Annotated in this window: 21 protein-coding genes and 2 pseudogenes; 17 read left to right on the top strand and 6 right to left on the bottom strand. The window is 56.1% G+C overall.

All coding sequences use genetic code 11. The annotated features are described in order from the left end of the window. On the bottom strand, positions 1-827 hold an 827-nt coding region (gene sufB / locus B9H04_RS12410; RefSeq protein ID WP_085682748.1), incomplete at its 3' end, for a Fe-S cluster assembly protein SufB. 222 nt (positions 828-1,049) lie between these two features. Between sufB and B9H04_RS18755 the strand changes: the two genes are divergently transcribed. From B9H04_RS18755 to B9H04_RS12390, 4 genes are all read left to right on the top strand, one after another. Continuing rightward, on the top strand, positions 1,050-1,235 hold the full coding sequence (locus B9H04_RS18755; RefSeq protein WP_155120077.1) for a hypothetical protein: 186 nt from the start codon (positions 1,050-1,052) through the stop codon (positions 1,233-1,235). A gap of 370 nt (positions 1,236-1,605) precedes the next feature. After that, a complete protein-coding gene (gene nrdR / locus B9H04_RS12400; RefSeq protein WP_049933402.1) occupies positions 1,606-2,094 on the top strand; it encodes a transcriptional regulator NrdR in 489 nt (162 codons plus the stop codon). A 133-nt stretch (positions 2,095-2,227) separates the two neighbouring features. After that, on the top strand, positions 2,228-3,238 hold the full coding sequence (locus tag B9H04_RS12395) for a ribonucleotide-diphosphate reductase subunit beta (RefSeq protein ID WP_049933404.1): 1,011 nt from the start codon (positions 2,228-2,230) through the stop codon (positions 3,236-3,238). 2 nt (positions 3,239-3,240) lie between these two features. After that, entirely contained in the window at positions 3,241-4,935 is a 1,695-nt protein-coding gene (locus B9H04_RS12390) for a ribonucleoside-diphosphate reductase subunit alpha (protein WP_049933406.1), read from the top strand. Between the two features lie 132 nt (positions 4,936-5,067). On the opposite strand, the gene B9H04_RS12385 is transcribed toward B9H04_RS12390, so the two are convergent. Continuing rightward, positions 5,068-6,078 (bottom strand): outer membrane protein assembly factor BamB family protein, encoded by a 1,011-nt coding sequence (locus B9H04_RS12385; protein WP_162141843.1) that lies wholly within the window; start codon positions 6,076-6,078, stop codon positions 5,068-5,070. A gap of 960 nt (positions 6,079-7,038) precedes the next feature. On the opposite strand from B9H04_RS12385, the gene B9H04_RS12375 reads away from it, so the two are divergent. Then, positions 7,039-7,839, top strand: coding sequence for a sulfite exporter TauE/SafE family protein (locus tag B9H04_RS12375; protein ID WP_049933407.1), 801 nt, complete (start codon positions 7,039-7,041; stop codon positions 7,837-7,839). 120 nt (positions 7,840-7,959) lie between these two features. Here B9H04_RS12375 and B9H04_RS12370 read toward each other — a convergent pair. Beyond that, positions 7,960-8,831, bottom strand: a pseudogene (locus B9H04_RS12370) (IS200/IS605 family accessory protein TnpB-related protein); the annotation flags it as partial. Between the two features lie 445 nt (positions 8,832-9,276). On the opposite strand from B9H04_RS12370, the gene B9H04_RS12365 reads away from it, so the two are divergent. The 5 genes and pseudogenes from B9H04_RS12365 (at position 9,277) to B9H04_RS12345 (ending at position 13,770) form a co-directional block, all read left to right on the top strand. Beyond that, the gene (locus tag B9H04_RS12365; RefSeq protein WP_049933409.1) at positions 9,277-9,645 is read left to right on the top strand and encodes a MarR family transcriptional regulator; all 369 of its coding nucleotides are present in this window, start codon (positions 9,277-9,279) and stop codon (positions 9,643-9,645) included. Then, entirely contained in the window at positions 9,645-9,995 is a 351-nt protein-coding gene (locus B9H04_RS12360; RefSeq protein ID WP_049933410.1) for a type II toxin-antitoxin system PemK/MazF family toxin, read from the top strand. Before B9H04_RS12365 ends, B9H04_RS12360 begins: the two co-directional genes overlap by 1 nt. Before the next feature lie 390 nt (positions 9,996-10,385). Next, positions 10,386-10,880 carry a hypothetical protein gene (locus B9H04_RS18145; protein ID WP_094519412.1) on the top strand — a complete coding sequence of 165 codons (495 nt, stop codon included), beginning with the start codon at positions 10,386-10,388 and terminating at the stop codon, positions 10,878-10,880. A 321-nt stretch (positions 10,881-11,201) separates the two neighbouring features. After that, positions 11,202-12,356 (top strand): annotated as a pseudogene (locus tag B9H04_RS12350) (transposase); the annotation flags it as partial. A 190-nt stretch (positions 12,357-12,546) separates the two neighbouring features. Continuing rightward, complete coding sequence (locus B9H04_RS12345) at positions 12,547-13,770, top strand: tyrosine-type recombinase/integrase (protein ID WP_049933242.1); 1,224 nt, start codon at positions 12,547-12,549, stop codon at positions 13,768-13,770. Between the two features lie 58 nt (positions 13,771-13,828). Here B9H04_RS12345 and B9H04_RS12340 read toward each other — a convergent pair whose 3' ends face one another. After that, a complete protein-coding gene (locus tag B9H04_RS12340) occupies positions 13,829-14,257 on the bottom strand; it encodes a hypothetical protein (RefSeq protein ID WP_049933241.1) in 429 nt (142 codons plus the stop codon). Further along, positions 14,257-15,138 carry a ParA family protein gene (locus B9H04_RS12335; protein WP_049933239.1) on the bottom strand — a complete coding sequence of 294 codons (882 nt, stop codon included), beginning with the start codon at positions 15,136-15,138 and terminating at the stop codon, positions 14,257-14,259. The genes B9H04_RS12340 and B9H04_RS12335 overlap by 1 nt, the downstream gene beginning before the upstream one ends. Before the next feature lie 606 nt (positions 15,139-15,744). Here B9H04_RS12335 and B9H04_RS12330 point away from each other — a divergent pair. Further along, positions 15,745-16,653 (top strand): dimethylarginine dimethylaminohydrolase family protein, encoded by a 909-nt coding sequence (locus B9H04_RS12330; RefSeq protein WP_080508694.1) that lies wholly within the window; start codon positions 15,745-15,747, stop codon positions 16,651-16,653. 463 nt (positions 16,654-17,116) lie between these two features. On the opposite strand, the gene B9H04_RS12325 is transcribed toward B9H04_RS12330, so the two are convergent. Further along, positions 17,117-18,907, bottom strand: coding sequence for an ABC transporter substrate-binding protein (locus B9H04_RS12325; protein ID WP_049933237.1), 1,791 nt, complete (start codon positions 18,905-18,907; stop codon positions 17,117-17,119). Between the two features lie 169 nt (positions 18,908-19,076). Here B9H04_RS12325 and B9H04_RS12320 point away from each other — a divergent pair, with 169 nt between their 5' ends. From B9H04_RS12320 to B9H04_RS12295, 6 genes are all read left to right on the top strand, one after another. After that, on the top strand, positions 19,077-20,090 hold the full coding sequence (locus tag B9H04_RS12320) for an ABC transporter permease (RefSeq protein WP_049933236.1): 1,014 nt from the start codon (positions 19,077-19,079) through the stop codon (positions 20,088-20,090). Then, on the top strand, positions 20,090-21,613 hold the full coding sequence (locus tag B9H04_RS12315) for an ABC transporter permease (RefSeq protein WP_080508692.1): 1,524 nt from the start codon (positions 20,090-20,092) through the stop codon (positions 21,611-21,613). Before B9H04_RS12320 ends, B9H04_RS12315 begins: the two co-directional genes overlap by 1 nt. Continuing rightward, complete coding sequence (locus B9H04_RS12310) at positions 21,613-22,704, top strand: ABC transporter ATP-binding protein (RefSeq protein ID WP_080508691.1); 1,092 nt, start codon at positions 21,613-21,615, stop codon at positions 22,702-22,704. Before B9H04_RS12315 ends, B9H04_RS12310 begins: the two co-directional genes overlap by 1 nt. Positions 22,705-22,742: 38 nt before the next feature. Continuing rightward, positions 22,743-24,077, top strand: coding sequence for an ABC transporter ATP-binding protein (locus tag B9H04_RS12305; protein WP_080508695.1), 1,335 nt, complete (start codon positions 22,743-22,745; stop codon positions 24,075-24,077). Beyond that, positions 24,074-24,541 carry a DUF7555 family protein gene (locus B9H04_RS12300; RefSeq protein ID WP_198943799.1) on the top strand — a complete coding sequence of 156 codons (468 nt, stop codon included), beginning with the start codon at positions 24,074-24,076 and terminating at the stop codon, positions 24,539-24,541. Before B9H04_RS12305 ends, B9H04_RS12300 begins: the two co-directional genes overlap by 4 nt. 63 nt (positions 24,542-24,604) lie before the next feature. Then, a complete protein-coding gene (locus tag B9H04_RS12295; RefSeq protein WP_049933232.1) occupies positions 24,605-25,111 on the top strand; it encodes a DUF7529 family protein in 507 nt (168 codons plus the stop codon). Positions 25,112-25,645: the final 534 nt, after the last annotated feature.

The raw sequence follows: 25,645 nt of genomic DNA, 5'->3' as shown, positions 1-25,645 counted from the left end.
GACCAGTTCTGGACGGTCGAGTACTGGACGTGGGCGTCCTCGTCGACGAAGACTTCGACACCGCCACAGTGGAGATTGAACTTCGAGTACTTCGGAGCCGAACAGCCCTCGATGTAGTGGACCTCGGCACCCTCCTCGGCGATGATGAGCGTGTGCTCGAACTGGCCCATCCCCTCGGAGTTCATCCGGAAGTACGCCTGGACCGGCATGTCTACCGTGGTGTTTTCGGGGATGTAGACGAACGAGCCGCCCGACCAGATGGCGCCGTGAAGCGCCGCGAACTTGTTGTCGCTCGGGGGGACGCACTTCGTCATGAAGTGCTCGCGGACGAGTTCTTCGTGTTCTTGGACAGCCTCGTCCATGTTACAGAAGATGACGCCCTTCTCTTCCCACCGCTCCTGCATGTTCTGGTAGACGACCTCCGACTCGTACTGCGCGCCGACGCCCGAGAGCGCGTTCTTCTCCGCCTCCGGGATGCCCAACTTGTCGAAGGTATCTTTGATGTCATCAGGGAGCTCGGTCCAGTCGTCGACGCCCGCCCGCACGTCGACGTCCGGCCGAATGTAGGGGACGATCTCGTCGACATCGACCTCGCTCAGGTCCGGCTGGCCGGGCCAGTCGGTCGGCATCGGCATCTCTTGGAACTGTTCGAGGGCCCGCAGGCGGCGCTCCAGCATCCACTCCGGCTCGTCTTTGTCCTCCGAGATGACGCGCACTGTCTCCTCGGTAAGGCCCTTTTCGCTTTTGAAAGCGGACTTCTCCTCTTTCTTGAATTCGAAGCGGGCTTCGGTATTTGTCTCTTTGAGATCGTCTTGTTTTGAACTCATCAAAGTAATCTTTAGACACCACGAACATAAGCGTGGTGCGCTTGGACACTCTTTTGTAACTTAAAATGGTTTCTTTAACGAAAGAGAACAACCTTGCGAGATTTAATTTGGTTTCTCTATCTGGCAGAATTTAACATGTGGTGAGAGAGATATCCTGTACAGTCTCAACCACGGTCACTCGTTAGCGAGAACGACTTGGCAGCACTGAATAGCCGCCTCAATATGGCGATCGGCAACCACATCATCTGTTTCGTCAGCCGACTCAAGCAGTGTGGCAACCTGACGAACCCGCTTTTGCCTGGTTTGCGTGTCAAGACCGTCACTGGCAGCGTCGCGGGCGACGGCTTCAGCTTCCCCGAGCCATCGGTTCGTTGCTGGCGGCACTGGGCGGTCTGCGGTCGCAGTTAGGTGTGTCGCCAGTGCGTCGACCGCGGCCCGTGGCTCGGTCGGGATTTCTATTTCGTCAGTCATCGTTAGCGTATTGGCACCCACAGTCAAGAATTGTGGCCATAACTACCCTCCAAATGTTTGAGCACGACCGTTGCTAGCCCACAGCGGGGTACAACTGTCTTCGAAAAAATCGCTGTAGCGCAGTTGAACCTGGTGTGCTCAATACATCTGAGCCCAATCACCCACGCCCGGCAATCAAACTGAATTGTACTATTCCAATTCTATTGGGTAAGGTTTATGTGACAGCCCTCACCACCAGATGTTGCGGTCAAAATCGAGAGGCACCACATATGGGGTTAAGACCATGGAGGATTAAGCAGTGACAACTATGAACTGCCCGGACTGCGGGAACGAGCGAACACGCGTCATCGATACAGGGGCCAGTACCGACGGAACCTCCGTCCGACGACGCCGCGAGTGTCAACGCTGTTCGTTCCGCTTTACGACCTACGAACGTCCGGAGTGGGAATCCCTCCAAGTGAAAAAACGCGGCGGAACCATCGAACCGTTTGACCGACAGAAACTCCGCGCAGGGATCGAGCGAGCCGTTGAGAAGCGAGATGTGACCGAGACAACAGTGACTACTCTCGTTGACGATATCGAGAGCGAACTACAAGATCAAGAGGCACGGATCGTCTCTTCGAGTCTCATCGGCGAACTCGTCTCCGAGAACCTCCGCACGCTCGATAAGATAGCTTACATTCGGTTTGTCTCCGTTTACAAAGCATTCTCTGAGCCGCAGGAATTCTTGAGAGAACTTGATGCGGTCCTGGATGCAGAACTTGATGACTTCGACGCCTCGGACGGTTCACTATGATACAACCATACGCAGATCAAACGAATGCTCGGTCAATCCCTGACCGGACGAGCATGGCCCAGGTCCAGACGCACAGAGAACGACGGCAACAGAAACCACCCAACAGAGAACGATTCCTCCAGAGTACGTACCAATGACTGAAAGCAAAACCACAGGCGGAGAGTCAGAGACTGACATCTTCTCCGAACGAACGCAGCTCAAACCGTACGAATACCCCGACGTTCTTGAGTACAAAGACGCGATACGGAACAGCTACTGGGTTCACACGGAGTTCAATTTCTCAGGAGACGTCCAAGACTTCAAAGTCAACACGACTCCTGCCGAGAAGGCCGTTATCAAGCGGACGATGCTGGCCATCGCGCAGATTGAGGTCCAGGTCAAGACATTCTGGGCAGACATCTACGACGAGATGCCCAAAGCAGAGGTCGGGAACGTCGGTATGACCTTCGCGGAGAGTGAAGTCAGACACATGGACGCGTACAGTCACCTCCTCGACATCCTGGGGATTGCGGAAGACTTCGAGGAGGTGACCGACGTCCCCGCAATCGAAGAGCGGATTGACTACCTCGACGAGTATCTTGAGAAGAGCGAGAGCGACGACACACAGGAGTACGTGATGAGTCTCCTCCTGTTCTCCACATTCGTTGAACACGTCTCGCTGTTCTCGCAGTTCCTCATCATGACGAGCTTCGACAAACACGAAAAGAAGTTCAAGGGGATCGCAAACGCCGTCGAGGCGACCAGCAAGGAAGAGCAGATTCACGGGCTATTCGGTGTCGAACTCGTGGAGACGATTCGCGAGGAGAATCCGGACCTCTTCGACGAAGACTTCGAAGAAGAGGTCCAAGCCGCCTGTCAGCAGGCGTTCGAGGCCGAGATGAAGATACTAGACTGGATCTTCGGTGAGGGTGAACTGGAGTTCCTTCCCCGGGCGCACGTCGACGCATTCCTCCGGGATCGATTCAATCAGAGCCTCGAGAACGTCGGTGTCGAGCCGATATTCGACCCGGACGATGACCTGCTCGAGGAGACGCGGTGGTTCGATGAGGACATCATGATGACGAAAGATAACGACTTCTTCAGCAAGCGGTCGACCACGTACAACAAGCACTCGCAGAGCGTTACCGCAGAGGACATGTTCTAACGATGGCACAAACAGAACCAGCACTCGACGAGGTACAACAGCAGCACGAGGAACCGTTCTATTGGCTGAACGAGGATAGCAGGGCATTCCTCAACGAGGGGTACCTGCTTGAGGGCGTCACAGCCGAGGAAAGGGTCAGAGAGATCGGAGAGCGGGCTGAAGAAATCTTGGATGATGACGGTTTTGCGGACAAGTTCTATGACTACATGAGTCGGGGTTTCTACAGCCTCGCGAGTCCAGTGTGGTCGAACTTCGGTCTGGACCGAGGCCTGCCCATCAGTTGCTTCGGTAGCTACATGGCGGACAGCATGGAGAGCATCCTCTACACACAGGCCGAAGTGGGCGAGATGACCAAGCTGGGCGGCGGGACCAGCGGGTACTTCGGCGAGATCCGGCCCCGAGGCAGCCCGATCACGAACAACGGCAAGAGCAACGGGAGCTATAGCTTTACCGAGCTGTTCGACACGATCATCAACGTTGTCAGCCAGGGAGAGACGCGGCGCGGACAGTTCGCGGGGTACATCGACATCGAACACGACGACTTGGACGAGTGGCTCAACATCAAGACCGAGGGCGACCCTGTACAGGACATCTACTACGGCGTCATCATTGGTGACGACTGGTTCCAGGCGATGGTCGACGGCGACGAGGAGAAGCGAGAGACATGGGCAGAGATTATCGAGACGCGGATCAACATCGGAGTCCCGTACATCATCTTCCGGGACAACATGAACGACGGGAAGCCACAGGTATACAAGGACAAGGGCTACGAGATCAACGCTTCTAACCTCTGTACCGAGATCGCGCTGCCCGCCACGCCGGACGAGAGTTTCGTCTGTTGTCTCTCGTCAATGAACGCGCTCCATTACGACGAGTGGAAAGACACCGACGCAGTAGAGACGCTGACGCGGTTCCTCGACGCCGTCATGGAGGAGTTCATCCAAGAGGCGGAGGGGACGCAGTTCATGGAACGGCCAGTGCGGTTTGCGAAACGGCACAGGGCGATCGGCATCGGCGTCCTCGGCTGGCACAGCTACCTCCAGAGCGAGATGATTCCGTTCGACAGCATGGAGGCGATGGAAAAAAATGAGGCAATTTTCCGCACCATCAAGGAGCGAAGTTACGAGGAGAGTCGTCGGCTCGCCGACGAGTTCGGTGAGCCGGAGGTGCTCGACGGCTACGGCCGCCGGAACGCAACGACGATGAGCGTGGCCCCGACGAAATCCAGCAGCGTCATCCTGGGGCAGGTCAGTCCGAGCATTGAACCACTAAAATCGAACTACTTCGTCCGTGACGGTGCGAAGCTCAAATCGACGCAGAAGAACCGATTCCTTGAGGGGATACTGAAACAGCGAGGCAGAGATGAGCGTGAAGTCTGGGACAGCATCGCACAGAACGACGGGAGCGTCCAACACCTCGACTGCCTAACCGACGAGGAGAAGGCGGTGTTCAAGACCTTCGCCGAGATTCCACAGATGGCGATCATTAACCAGGCAGCGCAGCGGCAGAAACACATCGACCAGGCACAGAGCTTGAACGTCTCAATCGATCCGAGCGAAGTGAGCGTCAAGGAGATCAACCAGCTCTACATCGAGGCTTGGAAAAAAGGGGTGAAGAGTCTCTACTACCAACACAGCGTCAACGCCGCACAGAAGTTCAGCCGAGATATCCTCGAATGTAAGGCCTGTGAGAGCTGATACCCCGGCAGCCAGTATGAGTTAGCCGAAACCACGCATCACAGGCCTGCGATATCCGCTGTGACATCCTCCTCGCCGTAAACGGTGGGATTCTCGCCCTGAAAAATGGGATTTCAACAGAGCCACAGAGAGTCAATCCTGCTGGGAAAGATCTCCAAGAGCAGTCACAGTATGCGGGCTGGTATCGATAAACACTGCCCCGTCGGCGAGGACTGGTTGAGACCAGATCGTTCCACACGCAAAGTCGTCACCGAGAGTATAGTGCCAACGCCGTGTTCCATCGATCCGCTCAAACGCAACGACTGCTGGACAACCAAGCGATTCCATGAACACTGGTGCGACGACGCTTTCGCGCCCAACTGCGAGTGGGCCGCGGACAAAATGTCGGGTCGGATTTCTCGACAGAGACCACTGCCTGCCGCCGTCTGGCACCGAAACCGCTGCGAGACCGGATTTGGAAAGCACGAAAGCGGTACCATCGTCAACGGCGATACTGCGAACCCGTCCGTGCGGAAGCTCTACAGATGCTCTCTGCTTTCCGTCGCTATGATCATAGACACTAATATCGGCTCCCTCACCGATTAGGACACCACTCGTCACACAGACATGCGTCGAATAGCGGTCAGTATCTGCGATTCCTTGCTGCCAGATCAACTCCCCGGTGTCTATTTCAAGACAGCGTAGAACTTCTTCACCTGTCTTAGATGTTCCAGTAACATATACGTGATCGTCAAATACTGCTAGTCCACGTCCGCCGCCTCGCAGTACAGAATCTCGCCATTTGATCTCGCCTGACTCGGCCGTAACGGCGATAATGTAGTACTTCTGACCGTGCGTAAAATCAATCAGCCCGATCTGTCGATCTGGGACGACTGTCGTCGATATCGAAGATACATGCCCCGGAAGCTTTCGTTGCCACCGCTCACTGCCGTCGGCAGTACTGAACGAATAGAGCCTCCCCCGGGTCGCAACTAACAACTGATCATTGATGATGCCTCCTGAGACACCAACCGGTTCCGTATCGTCAAGGTCGTGATTGAGGGCTGTTTGCCACCTGTGCTTGCCGGTTTGGGCATTGAGTGCGGTAAGGCCATCGTCATCGTCAACAGTATACACGGTCTGATCAGCCACTACCGACAGCATCTGGCCACTGCCACCGCCCCACGCTAGATTTCCGCGTTCAGGGACTGTGACATCGGATGTAGCCGTTTTCTGGGCATCACATCGTGACTGGTTCCATCCACTGGTCGGTGCTGTCGGCAGTGATCGGTCAGGGGAGGCAAGGCATCCGGAGGCCCCACATACACCAGACATGGACGCGAGCACTCTACGACGGGTCCAGCTCATATCCCGACCTAACCGGGCTCGAAATTAATTGTTCCAACGTACTTCTGTGGCCGAAACAGTCCCCGATTTGTCTTGCCAACACGTTTCTCACAGTTTCGGAGGATAGGCCAGTTTCAGGTCGAATTAGCATCAATTCGTGGTGATTCTCAGCGTTCCAAGATCAATTTTGAATCATTGCTCTCGAACTGCCAGACGAGCGTACGAAATTGTGTGGATTTTGGCGCTGCTGGATACGGTTGTCACGCTTGAGCGGCGGACCCAGCGAGATCTCAGCGGGTTAGTCGTGTGGCTCTGTTGAAATCCTCAACAGTTGATAGTTTCACAACCCTGATCGCTCAGTACCGGATCTCTATGGATCGATGTGGTGTACCGCTTCAGGAGACAGGAGTCGGTCAGTGGGCAACGCAACCCACCCGTTTGGGAGAAGACGAACCTTGCCTTGGTGAAGCACCTTCTCTTGTTCCAAATCCCCATACACGGTCGCGTTTTCGTAATCAACTAAGAGTTGATCCGGGAGCTCATCAGGTACGAAGACCATGTTTGACGGACCGTTCCTGCGAGCATAGTTCCTGTCACAAGCCGAGATACGGTCGCTTTGGGGCTCTCATCAATCGACTATTTCATGCGAAAAAATGTTTGAAGAATAGGATTTCAACAAAGCCATCTTGATGCGTTCTTTTCACTCGACATCATCCATACAGTCTTATTCGAGAGGTACACCAGACGATACAAATCCGCACGCAACCGAGAACGACTATGATCGAGTCGCTCCTCCGGATTGACGTCGTCCTCTTCGTCCTCATCGGCGTGCTGGGCGGCGCACACTGTATCGGGATGTGCGGTCCACTTGTGACGATGTACTCGAAACAGATGACGCCGCAGCCCGATGGCGGGACGGTGACAGCCAACGACGGGCGTGCCGGTCATCTCACGACCTACGAGGTTCGCCAGCATTTCCTGTTCAACGTCGGCCGGGCGACGACGTACGCGATTCTCGGGGCCGTCTTCGGCGCGCTCGGGAGCGTCGTATTCGTTACCGCTGACCAGCTGACACCGATCGCCGATCTCCTGCGAGGTGTTGTCGGTCTTGCGGTCGGAGGGTTCATTGTGGCGACGGGCGTTCGGTACGTCATCGGTGGAAGCGGAGGCGATATTCGCATCCCTGGCGTCCAGCGCGTTACGTCGTGGCTCGCAGCGAGAGTTCACCGACACGTGAACAGCCCGAGTATTGTCGGGCTGGGAGCCGTCCACGCGTTTCTCCCCTGCCCGATGCTGTATCCCGCGTATCTGTTCGCCTTCGCGAGCGGCTCCCCGACCACAGGGGGAATCGCTCTCGGTGCCCTTGGCATCGGGACGATTCCGGCAGTTTTCCTCTATGGGACGATTATCCAATCGATCGACGTCGCCCACCGGCGACGCGTTCATCGGCTACTCGGTGTGGTGTTCGTCGTGCTGGGGTACGTGCTGCTTGCGCACGGATTGATGGCACTCGGTGTTCACCTCCCACATCCGATGTTCCCGCATTACCAGCCCCTCGGTGGCGCGATGGGGCACTGACCGAGCACTGGATCCTTTTCGCTGGCTCGATACAGGCGACGCGCTCCATTGACCTTCTCCCCCGCCTGAAGACGCGGGAATCCCACCACGGGATTTCAGGCCGAGAGCGGCCCTGCGGTTTCAAGACGCATTCGTTCTACGCGTCCCTTGCTGGGTTTCAGCATCGGCTTGGGTGTCTTGTGGGGCGGTCAAACGCCCCCCATCCTCAGCCGAGTCATCGTCATCCCTGCGTTCTCTCGAATGGCTCCCTCCGCTGAGGTAGCGGTCTGCGATGTTTGTCGCACCCCCATCCGTGGAGACGCCGGTTCATGAACTCACCGTAGTCCATCGACTCCCGGATGTACGTCAGATCTTCCAGAACGAGAACGGGATTCTTGACGGATTCGGCGTACTCCACGACTTCGCGGGTGACGCGGTGGAACACGTCGTCGATCTGTTTCCATAGGTCGCCACCGAACGACTCCACGATACGCTCGCTTCCGCGCGTCTGGAGTCGGCGCTTGGCGGTGAAGTAGCTCTTAGGGAGCTGACGAACCGTCTTCCCTTCGTCGGCCCACAGTTCAGGTGCGGTCGGAGAACCGTGACTGTCGCGGTGACACACCGTGACGAGTGATGCTTCCCCGATGTCCACTCCGATGGGCGTCCGTTCTTCGGCGGACACCTCAGAAGTTTCCTCAACGTCGCGAGTAGCGGTGGCGTGGAGGAACCACGTCCCCTCTCGCTCGAACAGCCGACCCCCGCCCATTTCCGCATCACCAGCGTTCAACGCTTCCAACCAGTCCCGCTGTTCGGGGTTCGGTTGGGCTGGCATCCAGAGGTAATAGTCCTCGTGGTGCGGAATCTTGACATACCACTCAATAGTGTTCTCGGGCTTGTGGTCGAGTCGTAGCCCCTCATTGGTGAACCGAACAGGGTGGTCGTCGTGGAGGTCGCCCGCGTTGTACGTCGTCGTGAGTTGCGGGACTTTTGAGTGCGTTCTTTGCGTATCCGCTCCGACCGAGAACATCGGGAAAGAAACCGCCGTGGCCGTCGACAAGGAGAGCGTCGGGCAATCGAAACCCGTCATGTCAGCGTTGATTCCGCACGACTAACCGGCTGAGACCTCGCTGAGTCTGCCGTTCGAGAGTGACAACCCTATTCAGCAGCGCCAAAATTCACGCAATTTCATACGCTCGTCTGGTAGTTCGAGAGTAATGATTCAGAATTGATCCCAGAACGCTCCAAATCACCACGAATTGATGCTAATTCGACCTGGAACTAGCTTATCCTCCGAAACTGCAAAACTTCTCGACCTATACAGTAGTTAAGACTGGCCGTCTCAATGTCTACGATTCTCGAACTGCTTCGACGAGTCTACGGACGAAGTATCTCCTTCAGCGTTTTCACCACTTTCACACCTAACTCTCATTACGGTTGACACCGTATTTCTGCTCAATAATGTCCATCGACCGGGATACCTTCGAGAAGACGAGCGAGGACGAACTTGAGGAACTCTCCGTCCCGGATCAGGTCCTCGGATTTCTCGCCGCCAACGATGATCGCGCGTTCAAGGCTCGCGAGATCGCCTCTCAGATCGGTCTCGATGAGGGCGCGGTCAGCACCGCGCTCTCGAGACTGAAGGGCCGCGATCTCGTTGAACACAAAGCGACGTACTGGGCGATAACCGACGACACGGAGCGACTCGACGGATACAGCGGGTACGAACGGGCGACCGCCCTGTTCAACCAGCGACTCGGTACAGAGGACAAGGAGTCCTGGCGCGAACACGCACCCGAGGAACCGCATCCGAGCGTCGAGGACGAATAGTGACCGACGGAGAGAGACCAATTTTCGAGCGTGGCGACGTCGTCTACGGGGATGATCCGTTCAAAGGCGAGGAAGATGCTCGGCCCTGGCTCATTCTCCTGAATCATAAAGGCCGTCCGTTCCACGGGGAGCAGTATATTGCGCTCACGTTGACGTCGAAATCCTGGATGGACGGCCTGATCGACGTTCCTGGTGAGAGTTGGCTTCGTGGTGGGACCCCGGATGAGAGTCAGATTGTCCCGTGGGGAGTACAATCGATCGACCACGAGGATATCGACTTCTGGCAAGGTCGCCTTGACAGCGATCTCGTCGACGAGGCGGTTGCTGCGCTCGTCGAAGAACTACACTAATAGAGAGCCTGTCATACAATAGTTCTCGATGGGTATAATTTGCAGTCTAGAGATTGAACAGAACCGTTGAATGGAGGAATCACGGTCTTAGGAGTGAATTTAGGGCTGTATAATCCTCAGGTAGAGGGCGTGAGACGTATTCTATGACACGCTGCTAATAGACCCAACTGAAGATGAGACCAACTATCTCAATGTTACGGTCACAGCTTCAGAAGGTGGAACCGATATGTTCCTTTCCTTCGACGTCAGTACGGGGTGAGTCACCCGTTCAGTATGTCTGCGTGCCGACCGCACGACTCTCCGGTATTGTTGTATGCTGTTCTGCGAGCGTAGCAGATACGGGGACCAATTTAGTATCTACCACTTGTAATTTTAGAATAGCAATACAAAATGAGCAAGGATAACGAAAACGGTCGTGAAAATTCGAGGCTTCGGGTGGTTGGGCAGAAACGAGATATGCTCTTGGAGAGGGTCTACGATACCACAAAATTCGCAGATCTCGACAAGAAAATACGCGAACGAGGATACGAGGAGACAGAATCTATCGTTCAGCGCGGTATACGTCCGGAAGATCCATTCGATTTCTACCAAGTTATCCGCCACTATACTAACGAGGACGACCGAGCAATAGCCACGTGGATTGGCCTAGACCCAGAAAAAGTTGACAGCGGTGAGGTATCGTATGATATGATAGAGGAGCTGGACGAGATTCAGGACCTAGAAAGGGATGTACAGGAACTATACCCGCTCATTGTTGCCTTTCTGAATGATGAGGGAATCGGATTTCGAGCAACCAGTACTGGTATTGAAGAAAATGAGTTAGATAACAGTATTCTTCGAAACGCGCTCAAAGAATCGTTCCGGACATCCAGAGAGGAAGAATAGGCTTTGTTAAAATCCTCTTCTTCAGATACATTATCACCTGAAACAGCCGGTCGATGGGAACTGCGAACTGATCGGCCCGCGCAGTCCCAGAGGGATCTTTGAGCCGATGTGTTATTCAGGTTGTACACTTAAAAACAGGCATGATCGGTACAGGAACCCTTATTATCGCAATTACGTTCACCGTTGTGATGATGCTGACTTTAGCTATGCTGCTACGATTGCTGAAGAATTCTCGTGGGCTGTGAGTCCCCTGTATTGAGCACTGTCGAGTGGGTGATTCACCAAAGTAGCTTTTGTCGTCAGTTATAGTAGCGCTGTCCGATGACACCGACACAATCCTCTCGACGTGCTGTGTACCGTCGCATCGCCCAGACGTCCTACTACGACTGGCCAGCCTATCATGCGACGCCCCTCTACGACCGGAGTTCAACAGCCGGCCTTGCTGAAGATGTCCGGGTCCTCGCGACCGTCTGGTTCGACCACGACGCCCACGACTCTATCGAAGCGTTCGTCGCTCACTGGCCGCTAGCCTACGTCGAATTCGACGCTCACGACCGCTACACTGGGAGCACGACGTACGAGATGGAGGTGCTATTCCGTGGGTTTCTCCTCAAGGAACTCTACGGGTGGGACTACGAAACGGCACTCTGCTCGTATCTGTAAGACCGACCCTCTCTCCGCCGTCGCCTCGGGTTCGAGACTGTGCCCGACCAGTCGACGCTCTGGCGGAGTTGGCACTATCGGTTCACCTCCGACCTCCGCGAGTGTATCGAAACTGCCGCGCGGACGATCCTCTTCAAAGCGTCCGACGCTGGGGTCTCGGTTCCACGGACCCCGCCGCGTACAATTCCGCGTCGCCAGACCGATGACGACGAGACGACCGGCCCATCTGCGTTCGAGCGCAAACAACAGCTCACGACTCACGTCAGCCACCTCGTCTATCCGGTGTTTTCGCTCGACCGCGCGAGTGGTTGTGCTATCCACGAGAACGCGTTTTGGAACCTACAAACGTATCTCGGCCTTCAAGAGAACCTCGCCGCCAATGAGGGCGCCCGCAGCTTCCGCTACGACACGACACGCGAGCGGACGCCTCTCGGTCATAATCATCGAGACCAGATACGATCCCTGTCTATCGAGCGCATCCGTGAGATGTATCGCGGGGCTGCCCAGCGACTCGTCAATCGGACGGCCCAGATGCGAAGCCTGTACCAGCGCAGCTGTATCGCTATCGACACGACGGAAGCCGACCCGTTCACCGGTGACCGGACGGGCCACAAAGACGAGATTATCGGCACGAAAGAGAAGACCGCCGAGTACGCCTATCAGTGGGCGACCGTCCAGCTCGTCGGTGATTCCGTACCACTGGTTCTTGACGCACGTCCCATCCGGAAGGGTGACACCCGCCTAGAGATCGTCGAGGATCTCCTCGACTCGGCAATGGATCTCGTCGACGTTGACCGCGTGTTCATGGACCGAGGGCCTTCAGACCTATAGATTCTATATATCGAAATAAGATTTATCAGACAAGTAGTGAGGCTTGATCGTATGAAAATCAGCTTCAGAAGAGCTCATACGCTATTATAGCTAATACCCGCACCTACTTTGGATTAGTGTAGTAGTCACAAGTAGATTTTTGAGGATGCCCGCTGTCGGTGAAGCTAAATCGATGGTACAGCCTACTGACGGCCCTCAACTGGGGGACACGACTAGTGAAACGCCACTCGACGAGCCCCTGACCGATTTTCTCGACGCCAAGGCGAAGACGCTTGGCGAGTCCGAGGACGGAACGACGCAGCGATCCGGCAATTACGTTCAAGCGCTCGAACGCGTCGTCCCGGACTGGATCGAATGGATGAATGGCCAAGGCGTGACTACCGTAGAAGCGGTCGACAGTCGTCACCTCGCCCGGTATGCCGGTCACCTCGCCCGACGGGTGAATGCCCGTCGAGCCAGCAATGACACGGACGGGATCACAGCAGCCACTGCGTGGAACTACTACTCGCTCGTCTCCGCATACCTCCGTTACTGCCAGCAGTGGGAGTACATCCCAGAGAACCCCGCGGATACCGACCGCGCAAAAGACGAAATGCCTGACCGGCCCGCAACCGACTCTAGCAAACAGCAGTTCTGGTCGACCCAGCAGCGCGAGACAATCGTCTCGTACGTCGACGAGCGAGCGTATGCGGCGATTGATGCGGATCCGCAGAGCCGAGAAGCACTCACAGCTGCCCGTGACCGGGCGCTCGTCTACGTCATCGGATTCTCTGGCGTCCGCGGTGCCGAGGTCCTCGCCTCTAGTCGCGATGACCGGCGGACGGGAATCACATGGGGGGATATCGATACTGACCAGGAGGTATTGACAGTCCTCGGCAAAAGCCAGCAAATCGAGAAGGCACCGCTGACAGATCGTCCCGTTAGTGCCCTCAACCGCTGGCAGACGCTCCTCGATCCGCCCACCGATGCGTGGCCCGTGTTCCCTTCGTTCCACCTCGCATCCCTGCGGGATGCTGCGCGAAGTCAACTTCAGGAGCGTGACGCCGATCCAGAGACTATTGACACGGTTACGAGTCTCGGCACCGCAGACCTCGTTGATGCCTTTCGTGAACGGGACCTCACCCCGCCGGCTCTAACTACGGAAGGCGGCCGATACACGCTCAAAAAGCACTCTCAGGCAGCCGCTGTGGACTGTTCAGACGACTCGAAAGCGTATCTCACCCTCCACGGCGCTCGCCGTGGCGTTGGTGAGGCGTACTACGATGCAGCGGGGTTCAGTGACGCGCAACGGGTCCTCCGACACGAGGATCCATCAACGACATCGAAGATGTATGCCCACAAGGAGGCGGGTGAACTCTCTGACGTGGGCAGCGACATTTTCTCAGCGGATGAGTAGCTATCGTCGGCCGGCTGTCCGTGAATGCTGACTGTCTAATAAACCATATACTGCGATATCATTCGAGCGCGTATCCCCACCCTTCGAGCACGTCGACAACATCATCCGTGTGTTGAAGTCCAACCAGCAGCGCTGCCTCACGGAGATCCGCTTTCCGCACGCTTTCTCCGAGTCGGCTCTCAATAATCGACTTCTGTGTCCGCTGGACGTTCAGCGTGTCTTCTTGGAGGTGGAGCTGGACCGTTTGTTCTCGCCCGTCTGTGATGCTGTTTCGGCGTAATATCCACGGAATGTCACTCCTTGCTGTGTCGCGTCCGCTATTGTTGGCGCTGCTGCTCGCTCCAGTCTCTATCTCCACCTCAGTTGTCTCTGCCTGGTCGCTTTTCGAGTCCACGTCGGACGAGGAAGCGGGTTCGACCTCCGGCTCATCGTCGTCCTCTTCCTCGTCCTCCCACCCATTCACAGTGCCCTCTTTGAATCCCCCCATCAGACGGTCACCTCCTCAGGATCGTCCAACGCGCCTGGCTCAGGCGGCGAGGGCGCCACAATGCCGCCCTGCGTCTCAAGCGAGCGAGCAATTCGATCGAACTTTGCCAGCGTCTCAACCTCGTAGTCGCGGCGTCGGCTCCGGTGCGTTCGCACAAATTCAAACGCACTACACTGGTGTCGCCAACAGCCCTCCATCATCGATGTTCGGTCGCCGATCACCTCCGGAACCTCGAAGGGCACGTCCTCGACGATCTCGTTTTGATCTCTCGTCCCCTTGAACTCGATTGGGACGGCTCCAAGCACCCCAACTTCGATATTCAATTCATCCGCGAAGTTCGTCGCAAGCTCCTCTAAGCCCTCAACGGACGCTTCTCCCTTTGCGGACGGCTCAAACGGAATGAGGAGGTTCCTCGTCGCATAGATCGCATTATAGAGATGATCTGACTCCGTTGCTGGAGGATCACAGATAAGAACATCATACCGGTCCGGCACATCGTTCTCAACGAGGACACGCCGGAGTTGCGCGTAGATGTTGTACGCATCGCCGAAGTCTTCGGCCCGACTTTTCTCTCGTGCTAAGTGGTCTGAGAGATCTGAAAGGGTGTTGTGTTCCGGAATAATATCAATACCCTCTGCCGTCCGAATCAGATCGTCGAAGTCGCCACCCGGGTTATCGACAAGGTGTCGCACGAGACTGTCTGCTGCTGAATCACTCCGGTCGTCGTCGACGTCGAACAGCCGACTCAGGTTCCCGTCCTGTGGATCGAGCGGAATCACCAGCACATCAAGCCCCGCTCGGGCGTGCGCACAGGCGATATTCGCGGTTAGCGACGTCTTCCCGACGCCGCCAGCCTCGCTGTAAACCGTGTACGAGAGCATACAGCATTATTAGAGACATACCACATAAATATACGTCAGACATTCATCTATGACTCTTATCTGTCTTAGACCTCTAAGTAAGATCTCTAAGTAAGACTACTGAGTAAGGTTTCATACTCAGATATGTATGAAAGAAATCTACCCTAGATTTCTCAGATAGAGGAATAAGGCATCTAACACATATTTGTATGTGATATGCTCAAGGCCCAAACCCGACCTGTGATAGCTCCCCCACGACTACGGTAGTTGATCTTTTATCAGAAAAAATATAAATTTATACCGCCACCCTCAGCTGGGAATTGGCTTGGACTCAATATTTCGTTTACATGATCTAGGTAACATAACCTACATTGTGTGGCGCAGTGACTGCCTCCCTCAGTATTGCTCTACTCAGTATTTTTGACGTCCTCCACTGACGTTCTAGGGGGCCCAAGTTGATACGGGTCGCTCTAATTGTGTATATTTATATAGACAGGTATCACCACCAGAACTGACTATTTGACTCACTTCGTAGCCAAATTAGCAAACAAACGGCTGGAATTTCATGCGAAAGCTACTGTTGCCCAAGTCTTATTAGCAGGTGATGAGGTAGTGTGTCTGTTCACGATGACTGACAACCTCTACGTTGACCCGAATGCGCTTCCGCCACTTGACTCATTCTCACGACGATCCAGAGACGAATCAGTCTTATTTACTACTCCGACGCATTTCTCCGTCGACTACGAGATTAATCCGTACATGGTGTCCGGCGTGGACAGTTCCACTGCGAACCAACAGTGGCACGATCTCGTATCCAGATATGAGGATCTGGCCGACGTTTCGATCATGGATGTCGACGCGGTTTGGGACGATCTTAGCGAGGTCGAAGTTGCCCCGCCCGGGGAACTCCCAGATATTACCTTCTGCTCGAATCATGCCCTTTCGCTTCCAGATCGCGACGGGTTCCTGCTCGCGCAGATGGCAACTGAAGAACGACATGATGAGCCTGCTTACTTCAAGCAGTGGTGTACCAACCGGGATATTCCAACTGAGCAGCTTCGTACGGATGTTCCGTTCGAGGGGTGCGGCGATGCCCGCTGGCATCCGGGGCGTCGCCTCCTCTGGGGTGGTTACGGGCCACGAACTGACCTCGAGGCATACCGGGAAATAGCAGACCGCTACGATGTCGGCGTCGTTCCGCTTGAACTCACTGACGACTCATACTACCATCTCGATGTTTGCTTTTCAGCTATCGACGAACAGACGGCCGTTGTGTGTCCTGACGCATTTACTGACGCAGGCCGGGAAAAACTTGACACGTTATTTGAAACATTGATAGAAGTCTCACCAGAGGCAGCACAGGATCACTTCGCGTGTAACTGCCACTCGCTGTCAGGTGACGTCGTTGTCATCGAAGAGTCAAACCACCAAACTATCCACGCGCTCGAGTCACACGGGTATGAGACTCTCCATGTATCAACAGATGAATTTATGAAAGCAGGCGGCTCGGTGGCGTGTATGGCGTTTCCGTACTAGGCGGAAACCCGCCAGTATCGTCTGCGCTGTCGACAATAGCGATGAGTGACTCTGTTGAAATCCTTATCGAGTGATATATTTCGGCTCGGTCGAGGTCAATTCACAGATATTAAACAATGAAGAGAGAACGTTCAGATATGTATGAGACTCCGTTGTATTTGATGCTAATCGGGCTATCTCTCATACTCGTTTTTTCCGGGCCCTCAAATGGTGCCCTTCCAGCTGTCCTCCAAGCTACCGGTGGATTAATCGCCATCAGTAGCGGTGGAGTGCTTCTCAGAGATGTGATCAGTCACTCGACAAATAACGGGTAAGCACCCTTCAGCGACCAGCTGTTTCAGACGATAATATATCTGAAGGACAGGGTTTCAACAGAGCCCGATGAGTAAAAAAAGAGCTGCCAGCAGCGTGGTATTTATGGAGAATCGAGGAGAACGGCTCGCGCTTTAGCGCGGGGAGGGTGTCAAGGCTGTGCGTCAGTATCGATATCGACGCCAGTGTACCGGCTCAGAGCCCCTAGCTCGCCAAACTCGGGCATGTCCACCCAGTCGTACGAGAACCGTTCTGCGGCCGGGTACGCGTAGTTGATCATCGCGCAATCTTCCCAGTTGGCCTCCTCCATCTGGATGAGCGCCTCCTCCCAGCGCTCCCTGGCGGCGTCGTCGCGGGTCGAGTTCTCTTGCATCGTGTTCCACGAGTCGCGAGCGGTCTGTGAGGCCTCGGTGTCGACCCAGTTGAGCGCGACGAGCGGGTTTCCGCTGACCCCCTCGTTGTCCGTCGAGCGGGTGTTCGGCGGATACAGCAGCGCGAGGACGTTGAGCGGATCCGCCCACGACATCCCCCACTCGCCGAGCCCGGCCGGTCGGTTGCCAGCAAACTCACGGTCAAGCAGCGTCGAGAACGGAGCCGTGCTGATGGAGACCTCGATGTGCGCAGCCGAGAGGCGGTCCCGGAGGTCATTGGAGATCTGCTCGTAGGTGGTGTCCTCGACGTTGAGAATCTCGAACTCGTACGGGTCGTCGTCGCTGTAGCCGGCCTCCTCCATGATCAGGCGGGCCTCCTCGATGTTCGACTCGTTGTATCCGTACGGGTAGTTCTCGCGGGCGTGTTCCTCCGCCGCTTCCGGGCCGCCCGGGAAGAGGGTCGCAGGCGTCATGTGATACCCCGGCTCGACTCGGCCCTTGTACGCGCTGTTGGCGATTTCTTCGTGATCCATCACCCACGCAACGGCCTTCCGAGCTGGCTCGATCACTTGGTCGTTGTTGAACAACATGAACTGCGTGCTCAACCCGGAAATCCGGAGGTAATCGACCATATCACCGTTCTGTACCGGCCCGTACTCACCAACTTGAAGACCGTTGTCTTGCGTCTCGTTGACCGTCGCCAGCTCAGGATCATATTGGGCGGTCGGGATCGAGAACGCGTCGACGTTCCGGTTCATCGCGTAGTTGTACTGGGCGTTGGTGTCTTCGATCACCTGCCAGTGGACGCGGTCGACCATTGGCGCCTCGCCGTGGTACTCGTCGAAGGCAGTCACTGCCATCTCCTCGCCAGACGTCCACGTGTCAAACTCGAAGGGGCCGGTTCCAACCGGGGACGTAGTGAACTCGTCGTACTCCATTTCACCGTCATACCCCTCGATGTCACCGACGATTCCCTCTGGAAGGACGGCAAACGTCGCGTCTGACATGATATCGAGCGCCGCGTAGTATGGTGATGACAGCGTCACCTCGACCGTCCTGTCGTCAACAGCCTCCACGGCCATCGATCCGGGGACGTACTCTCCCTCTTCGTTTGTCTCGTGTTCGATCCCAAGGTCTGAGAGCAACAGGAACGCCGACGAGGAATCTGGAGACGCTGCGACGCGTTCCCAAGAGTATACAACGTCGGCAGCCCCGACCGAACTCCCGTTGTGAGCAACTACGTCTTCAGTGAGTGTGAAGGTGTACGTCAGCCCGTCATCGGAAATTTCGTACTCAGTCGCGAGCTGGTTAACAACGCCTGACTTTCCTTCCGGCTTCCCAACAAGCCCGTCGAAAACTTGGAAGATGACCTCATTGGCAGATGAAAGGACATTTGCTGGCGGGTCGAACGTGTTGATCGACGCGTTCAACAGGCGCAGCGTTTTCTCGCCATCGCTGGTTGTCTCAGCGCTCTCATCGTTGTCTTCACCATCAGTCGCGTTTCCACCATCGTCCAACTCGTCTGGGACCTCTTCGTCGCTTCCTCCTGAACACCCAGCAACGGCCGTCATTGCTGCGAGCGCGCCAGTCGACTGTAAGAACCTTCTTCTTGTGCGGTCCGAATCGGAATTCGGCATGACTATGACAAATATGGTAGGAATTTAAATCCTGATGTGATTAGCCGTTTTTGGTGTAAGGACAAGTATTATTACATGATAAGATTATACGATGTCCTAGCAAATGGGACGATGGGAGTATTTTCTCAAGCGCGTGCTTTTGATGGTGCCGATTGTCTTTCTCGGCACGACTGTAACGTTTCTCATCCTTCGGGTGGGACCAATTGACCCCGCGGCCGCGATCATCGGGCCAAGTGGCGACACGGAGGCGTATGCCGCTATCAGGGATAGCCTTGGACTCGATCAACCGCTCTGGATTCAGTACGCGGAGTTCATGCGCGACCTCCTGACGCTCCAGTTGGGAGAGTCGTGGGTCGTTGTCCGCGGCCAGTCAGTGTGGGAACTCGTCGGGGTTTATGGCCCTCGAACCCTGTGGCTTGGGTTCTGGTCTATCCTCATCCCGATATTTGTCGGGCTCCCGCTCGGGTTCTATGCTGGGCTCAACCCGAATACGCTCGCTGACTACATCGCCTCTTTTGGCGGGATAGTCTGGCGAGCAATGCCAAACTTCTGGTTAGCCGTGATATTCGTCAGTGTCCTCACGCAATCGGACGCATTGTTCGGATTCAGTTGGGGGGACTGGCTTGTTGAAACACAGATCGTTACCCCGCCCGACCTTTCGGGGCTGTGGGAACCGACACAGTTTCTTGGTGCGTTGAAAGCGATCCTTCCAGCAGCCCTTGTCCTCGGCTCTGCGTCCATGGGAAATGAGATGCGAATCGGGCGTACGGCGGTGCTTGAAACAAAAAACGCAAATTATGTTGAGATGGCGAAAGCGAAGGGGGTGCCCGGGAGACTCGTCGTTTGGAAGCACATGTTCCGGAACGCACTCATCCCGCTTGTTCCTGTCATTACTGGAGAGGCGTTCCTCCTTCTCGGTGGATCCGTGCTCGTCGAAACTGTGTTCGCAATTAACGGGCTCGGCTACCTCTTTTTCCAAGCAACGATTAATGGTGATGTCCCGCTTGTCGGGTCGTTGATGTTTTTGTTCATTCTGCTCTCGGTCGGGATCAACATTCTCCAGGACTTCCTGTACACCGTGATTGACCCACGTGTTGGATACGACGGAGGCGCATAATGGGAGCTGACACTGACGTCGGGTCGGGCTCGACTCGCACTGGTGAGTTCCGAGAAGAGGCCAGTCGTCCTGAGGGCGATCGCGACCTACCGCTGTCTGAACGGATTACGCGAAATCCAGGTCCCGCAGCGACGTGGGCCGCCGTTGTTGCCGTCCTCATCGCAGCCGAGTTTGGTGCGATCGTCAGCGGGTTGCTGTCAGTGCCCCCGTGGGGGTGGGTCGGCGGGCTGGTCCCAGGAGTCGTCGAACCGGTTGCGGCACTCCTCGCCACAGTCGCCGAGCGGGGAGCCGAGCTGCCGACAATCACCTCTCGCTCTGTCATCGACAATACCGGATACCAAACGCCGAGTGGCTGGGAAGGCACAACGCTCGGCCTTTCACCAGCGGTAGCGTGGGCCCTCCGGGTGGCTGTAATTTACACGTACTCATTCACCTGGCTGCTCGTCGGGTGGTGGGGGTACACGCTGTACCGGCGTCATTACCGGATTCCTGACTGGACGCCGCGTGACGACGTTGTGAACCGATTCCGCCGACACTCGTGGGGGCTATTTGGTCTCACAATCGTGTTCGCGTTTGTCGTCATGGCGCTATTTGCGCCGGTGCTGGGTCCGACAACTGTCGATCAGAACATCGAGAATCCATACGAGAACCGCATTGATTATTACAACGATGAGACGGGACAAGTCGAATCGATTTTCGTCGGCGAAGCCAACGGTGATACACAGTCGCGCGGACAGGGCGACAACAACGTTGGACCGCTTGAATACGATCAGTACGACCGGTTCCACCCGTTCGGAACACTCCCAGACGGCAAAGACTTGTTCACCTTCATGGCGTCGGGAGCTCGGGTGTCATTGCTTGTTGGGCTCACCAGCCTCGGCATTGCCGGTGGGTTTGCGATGGTATTTGCGATGCTGACGGCATACTACAAGGGACTTGTTGACCTTGGAGTTGTGATTGCTGGTGACTCAATCCAAGCGATGCCCCAACTGTTGTTTATCATTCTCGCGTCGTTCGTCCTTTCCGACACATGGATCGCAGAGGTGTATAACGGCGGGCTCGTCCTCGCGATACTGTTCGGTATCACCGGCTGGCCGGCGCTATGGCGAGCCGTCCGTGGCCCGGCACTCCAAGTGTCGGAGCGTGAGTGGATCGACGCTGCGAAATCGTACGGGCAGCGCCCGCGAGTGACGATGCAAAAGCACATGCTACCGTACGTCGTTGGCTACTTCCTCATTTACGCCTCCCTCTCACTCGGCGGCGTTATTATCGGCATTGCGGGGCTCTCATTCCTTGGCCTCGGAATCGAAGCACCGGTACCTGAGTGGGGCCGAGCGGTGAGCGCGGGACAGCCGTATGTCGCCACGCAGTCATGGCACATCTCGCTCATTCCGGGCATTCTCGTCGTGATCATCGTAACCGGATTCAACGCGCTTGGCGATGGGGTCCGAGATGCGATCGACCCAGAGAGTGACATCGGTGACGGTGGCAACGAGAACGTCGCTGCTGGGGGTGGTGCCTGATGAGCCGACACGCACGCGATGACAACGTGCCATTGAACGCTGATGCGACATCGAGCCGTGACCTAGCGCTCGAGGTGGAAAATCTACGTACCGTTTTCCACACTGAACACGAACAGATCCACGCAGTCGACGGTATTTCATTCAATATTCGACGCGGTGAAACCGTCGGACTCGTCGGCGAGTCTGGCAGTGGAAAATCCGTGACTGCGCGGTCAATACTCGGACTCATTGAATCGCCGGGTGAGATCGATCCAGCATCCGCAATTCGATTTGAGGGAGATAACATCACGGAGTACACTGAGTCAGAGTACGAGTCGATTCGCGGCGACGGGATCGCGATGGTGTTCCAAGACCCCCTTTCGACGCTGAATCCGGTATACACCGTTGGAAACCAAATTAAGGAGGCTCTGTCGCTTCATCAAGACCTTCGTGGTACTGCGGCGACAGAACGCGCAATCGAACTGCTCGAGGAGGTCGGGATTCCGGATGCGGCCCGCCGGGTCACTGAGTACCCGCACCAGTTCTCCGGAGGCATGCGCCAGCGAGCTGTGATCGCGATGGCGCTCGCCTGTGCGCCGGAGGTCTTGATTTGTGACGAGCCTACCACTGCGCTTGACGTCACGATTCAAGCACAGATTATTGACCTCCTCATGGACATCCAGGCAGAACGCGACCTCAGCATTTTGTTTATCACGCACGACATGGGTGTCATCGCCGAGGTAGCAGACCGTGTCAATGTCATGTACGCCGGAGAGATAGTCGAATCAGCGCCGGTTGAACCGCTATTTGCGGAGCCAAAGCATCCGTACACGCGAGGACTACTGCGAAGTATCCCCAGCACTCAAACTAGTGGCGACCGCCTCGAGACGATTAAAGGCGAGGTGCCAACACCGAATGAACCCGCAAGCAGCTGTCGGTTCGCTCCACGATGCCCAAAGTCATTCGAGGAGTGTTCGGAGGTCGCACCAATCCCGACCGCTGTGGGTGACGACCCGGATCATGACGCGGCGTGTCTGCTCTATCCCGAGTCAATGACGACCGACGAGGCAGTAGCTCATCACCGGCCAGCTGATGATGGGGGCGAGCAATGAGCGGCGAGAGTTCTGGAGGTAGCGAGACCAGCCCCGAGATGCGCAATATTTCAGACAGCAACAGCACAGCTAATGACGATGTACTGCTGTCGGTCCGTGATCTAAAGACACATTATGAGGAACGCTCGTTGTTCGGCGGCGACCCGGTCCGAGCCGTGGACGGTGTTAGTTTCGATGTGAGGCGGGGCGAGACGCTCGGTCTCGTTGGTGAGTCTGGCTGTGGAAAGACGACGCTCGGGCGGACGCTCGTCCGGCTTGAGGAAGCAACCGATGGCAACATCGTCATCGACGGTGACGACATCACTACGCTGTCGGGTGATGCCCTCCAACGCTGGAGACGCGACGCACAAATCGTATTCCAAGACCCAGAATCGAGTCTTAATGACCGCCTGACGGTAGGCGAAATCATTCGAGAACCCCTGAATGTCCACAACTGGAAGACGCCCGCCGAGCGCCGACAACGCGTCAGAAATCTCCTCGAGCGCGTCGGCCTCCGTGAGGAGCACTACTACCGGTATCCGCACCAGTTCTCCGGTGGCCAACGGCAGCGCGTCGGGATCGCTCGGGCACTCGCCGTCGAGCCTGATTTCGTCGTCCTCGACGAGCCGGTTAGTGCGCTCGACGTGAGCGTCCAAGCGCAGATTCTCAACCTCTTGATGGACCTCCAAGAGGAGCTTGATCTCACGTACTTGTTCATCGCCCACGATCTTTCCGTCGTCCGCCACATCTGTGATCGCGTCGCCGTCATGTACCTCGGAAAAATAATGGAGTTCGGACCGACAGAGCAGCTGTTCCAAAAGCCCGAGAACCCATATACCCGGTCACTACTATCGGCTGTTCCAACCCCAGACCCGACGGTCGAACGCGATCGGACGACCCTTCGCGGGACACCCCCGAGTCCCCGTGATCCGCCTAATGGGTGTGTGTTCTCGACCCGCTGCCCAGCGAAGATTCGACCCGACGGCTTCGAAGAGCTATCCGAACATGACTGGGATGCGATCGAAGTGTTCCGCGAGGTGCTCCGCGAGCGCTCACGAACAGATCCATCTCTCTCCGAACGAGCCCGTGAGCTACTGGGACTTGAGACCCGGCTCCCGGATGTCGAGGAAGCCGCTGGGGAACTGTTTGCCAGCCGGTCGTTCCCTTCTGATGTACAAGAGCCAATTCAACAGTCCATCGAGGCCGCCAACGACGGGAATGAGGAGCACGCGAGAGAGATCATTACAGCAGCACTCGGTAGTGTCTGCGATCGTGAAGCCCCCTCGCTGCTGGCGACTGGCCGGACTGACAGCGGCCGATCCAGTCGCTGCCATCGCCACAAAGAGGAGTACGCTGACCCAGACGCTAGCGGATCGGATAGTCCCCAGTCGTGAGCTCAGTAGATCGATCTGATGAATGGGTCTCGGAGTTGAGCTGGGCTGAGGTAATCGCCCGGCGGGTGCTTGACGCAACGGTGTACGCACTCGTCGTAACAGCCATAGCACTCGTTGTCGGTGGTGTGATTCAGACAATTACTGGAACAGTGGCGGACGTGGTGTTGTTTACTTTCATACTCGGGATCGTTGTTCTGGGGTACGCGACGTACTGTCTGCTTCCTGGAAGGCCGTGGCATGTTGAGCACACTGAATCGGGCATGGAGCTGACTCGGCATGATCGAACGCAAACTATCGGTAGCCGTGAGGTGACTCGCTTTCAAGCCGTCGTACAGTCAGTTCCGCCGCTCAGATGGTACATGCTCCCACCGGAAGAGCGGTATTCGCCGGCGCTAAAGCTGTTTGCCGCTGGAATCTGTATCCTGTTGACGTCGATCGGAATTGAAGCGCTGTTTGTTTGGTAGCTGCTAGCGGACGCGGCCCCGATGTGGAACAGACTTTTGGAAGGTGCCCACGCCCGTAGGGACATGACACGTGACGAATCAGCAGGCGTTGATACGCAAGCCCGAGAGGCCTGGAAGCGGACACTTACAGATGCCGCCGACCTTGCCGAACGTCGCGAGACAGCAGGGTGGACTGTTCTGTATACGCAGTCGAGTGAGACGACGGTCGTGACTAACCCTGATGAAAAGGAGTACGCCTTCCGCCATCTCGTACCCGATGAGGATGCCGACCAGATTAGCGACTGGGTCGCAGACGGAGACTTTCCGCAGTACGATGTCCATAGGGCCACAAAAGCTGGAACCGTCTTTCTCGTCATCGAAATCTTGGACCCCGAACAGGAGCGGTGTCTCCTCATCGCCGCCGCATATCCACTTACTGCGATTGGTGGCGTTAGCGAAACAATTGGTGACCATCCCGTTCAGACACGGATCCGGCAGCTTGACGGCACCGTCGTCGCATCATTCGAACACACTGATAGCGAGAAGTTCCTTCCGTCCGACGCAGGGGGGTTGACTGGCCGTCAAAACTGAACATCACCGGGATCGAACCCAATCGCACTCGTTTGGCTGGCCGTGATCGAAGAATCGATGTCCTGGCGTAGCCTAACAAGGACTATCGCCCGTTTTTGAGTGGGTCTCCTCAAGCACGCGGCCGCCTTCGCCGGTCGTGACAATTACTATATCACCGTTGTCCCTCCGGATAGGTGACCTCGGCCTCCAGTACAGTTCACTGTCAGTAGGGATGGAACTACTAATGTACTATGTCACCGTTTCATTGGCTCTGTTGAAACACTCAGAATTTGATATTTTACACTCCAAATCACTCAGTACAGAGGCTGGGTACAGCAGACCGAATCTGTTCTGCTAATCGATCGGCGGTGGACTACCGTTGAACTGAGTGTGAGCACCGTCAACCGATAATCTTGCCTACATTGTACTGATAGAGATACGAGCGCATACCCCCGCCTTGCCGTGAGTGACGAGTGTTCCGACAGAGTGTCGGAACCGAGGAACGAACAGGCGGGGGTCGAGCGGACATCATAGTGTGACAAGCCACCGTTCTAT

This window comes from Halorubrum ezzemoulense DSM 17463 (assembly GCF_002114285.1).
Lineage (GTDB): Archaea > Halobacteriota > Halobacteria > Halobacteriales > Haloferacaceae > Halorubrum > Halorubrum ezzemoulense.
This window is presented reverse-complemented; position numbering and strand designations above follow the sequence as displayed.